This is a genomic window from Dietzia sp. UCD-THP (genome assembly GCF_000349585.1).
GTDB lineage: Bacteria > Actinomycetota > Actinomycetes > Mycobacteriales > Mycobacteriaceae > Dietzia > Dietzia natronolimnaea_A.
Genome location: NZ_KB714637.1, coordinates 2320 through 3681, shown reverse-complemented (window position 1 = coordinate 3681; position 1362 = coordinate 2320). Strand labels below are relative to the sequence as shown.

Here is a 1362-nt window from a genome sequence, read left to right as displayed (position 1 = left end):
GGTCCTCGTGGGAGATGCTGCCGTCCTCGCGGCGGGCGTCGGCTGCGCCACGCACGTCGGCTTGATCCTCCAGGGCTTGCAGCGCGCGGTCGAAGAACTCAGGCGAGACGACAACGGCGCGACGACGGCTGCCTCGGCTGAGGATCTCGACCGGCGCCCGCTGTGCGGAGTCGAGCACCTCGCTCTGGTGTGCGCGGAAGTTGCTGAGCGTCGTGGTGACCATGACACTAAGGGTACATCTTGTACAAGTATCGGTCTAGGTGCCCTTCTTTGGCTTGTTGTCGCCTCCGACACGTTCCACTGAACACCCTCGATGCTCCGCCTAAAATGCAACATAATTGATACATTCACTCCATGCTCATCAGTTACATCGGCGCAGGGGGATAGCTCGAGAGAATGGGGAACGAGAAGAGCACCGACCAGTTTGTGCGAGAGATGCTGCGGGGCATTGGATTCGGACGACCGTGGGAGCAGAGTTGCAGCGACGCGCCCTCCTATGTGTACGACGCGCTTGAAGGTGCCTCGAAAAGCCTGGGCGGCGGCCGCGGGAAGCCCGAGTTTCTCGTTGAATCAGGTCCGTTCCTGGTCCTTATCGAAGACAAGGCCGATCTCGATCGTTCACGCCTGCTGATCGACGGCAAGATTGACATCTCCTACCCAGCTCGCGCCGAATACGCGCTCAATGGAGCGGCGCACTACGCGAAGCACATCGCGGACCGCACCGGAAAAGGAGTCTTCGCGGTCGGTGTCGCCGGCGCGGAGACGCATCACGAAGTAACCGTGGCCTTCGCCGAATCGGGTTCGGCGCCCCGCCTCCTCGCCAAAGTCGACGCCCTTACCGACCTCGCGGAGGAGCACATTGACGAGTATCACCGCGTGGCTGTGCTCGGCCAGCTGCCTCGTGAGGAGCGCGAAGCCCGGGAGATTCGAAAGGTTGCCGCTGGCCTGCACGAGGACATGCGAAATTATGCGTCACTCGAAGGTGAGCGCAAAGCTACGCTCGTCTCGGCGATCCTCCTGGCTTTGAAGTACCAGCCCGACCTCATAGACGACCTCAAAGGCGAGAAGAAGTCTGGGTTCACCGACGGCGAGAAAGTCTATAAGGCTGCCCGAGAGTACTTGGAGAGCGACGAGGCTGATCTTAAGCCGAAGCAGAAGATTGGTGCACTGCTCGACCAGTTTGCTTTCATCAAGACTCACGTCCTGTTAAACAAACCCAACAAGGATCTCGGCAACATCACACCGATGAAGAGGTTCACCCAGGTCCTCGACCACGACGTTCTCCACGCCGTGTCTAACCCCTCGCGCACCGCGTTCGACGTCCTGGGCAACTTCTACGGCGAGTTCGTGAAGTACGGCGGG

At 60.3% G+C, this 1362-nt stretch carries 1 protein-coding gene and 1 pseudogene; one reads left to right on the top strand and one right to left on the bottom strand.

Annotated features, from left to right (window positions below):
• On the bottom strand, positions 1–223 hold a 223-nt coding region (locus H483_RS28390), incomplete at its 3' end, for a type II toxin-antitoxin system Phd/YefM family antitoxin (RefSeq protein ID WP_017836688.1).
• Positions 224–396: 173 nt separating this feature from the next.
• Here H483_RS28390 and H483_RS39900 point away from each other — a divergent pair.
• A pseudogene (locus tag H483_RS39900) lies at positions 397–1362 on the top strand (SAM-dependent DNA methyltransferase); the annotation flags it as partial.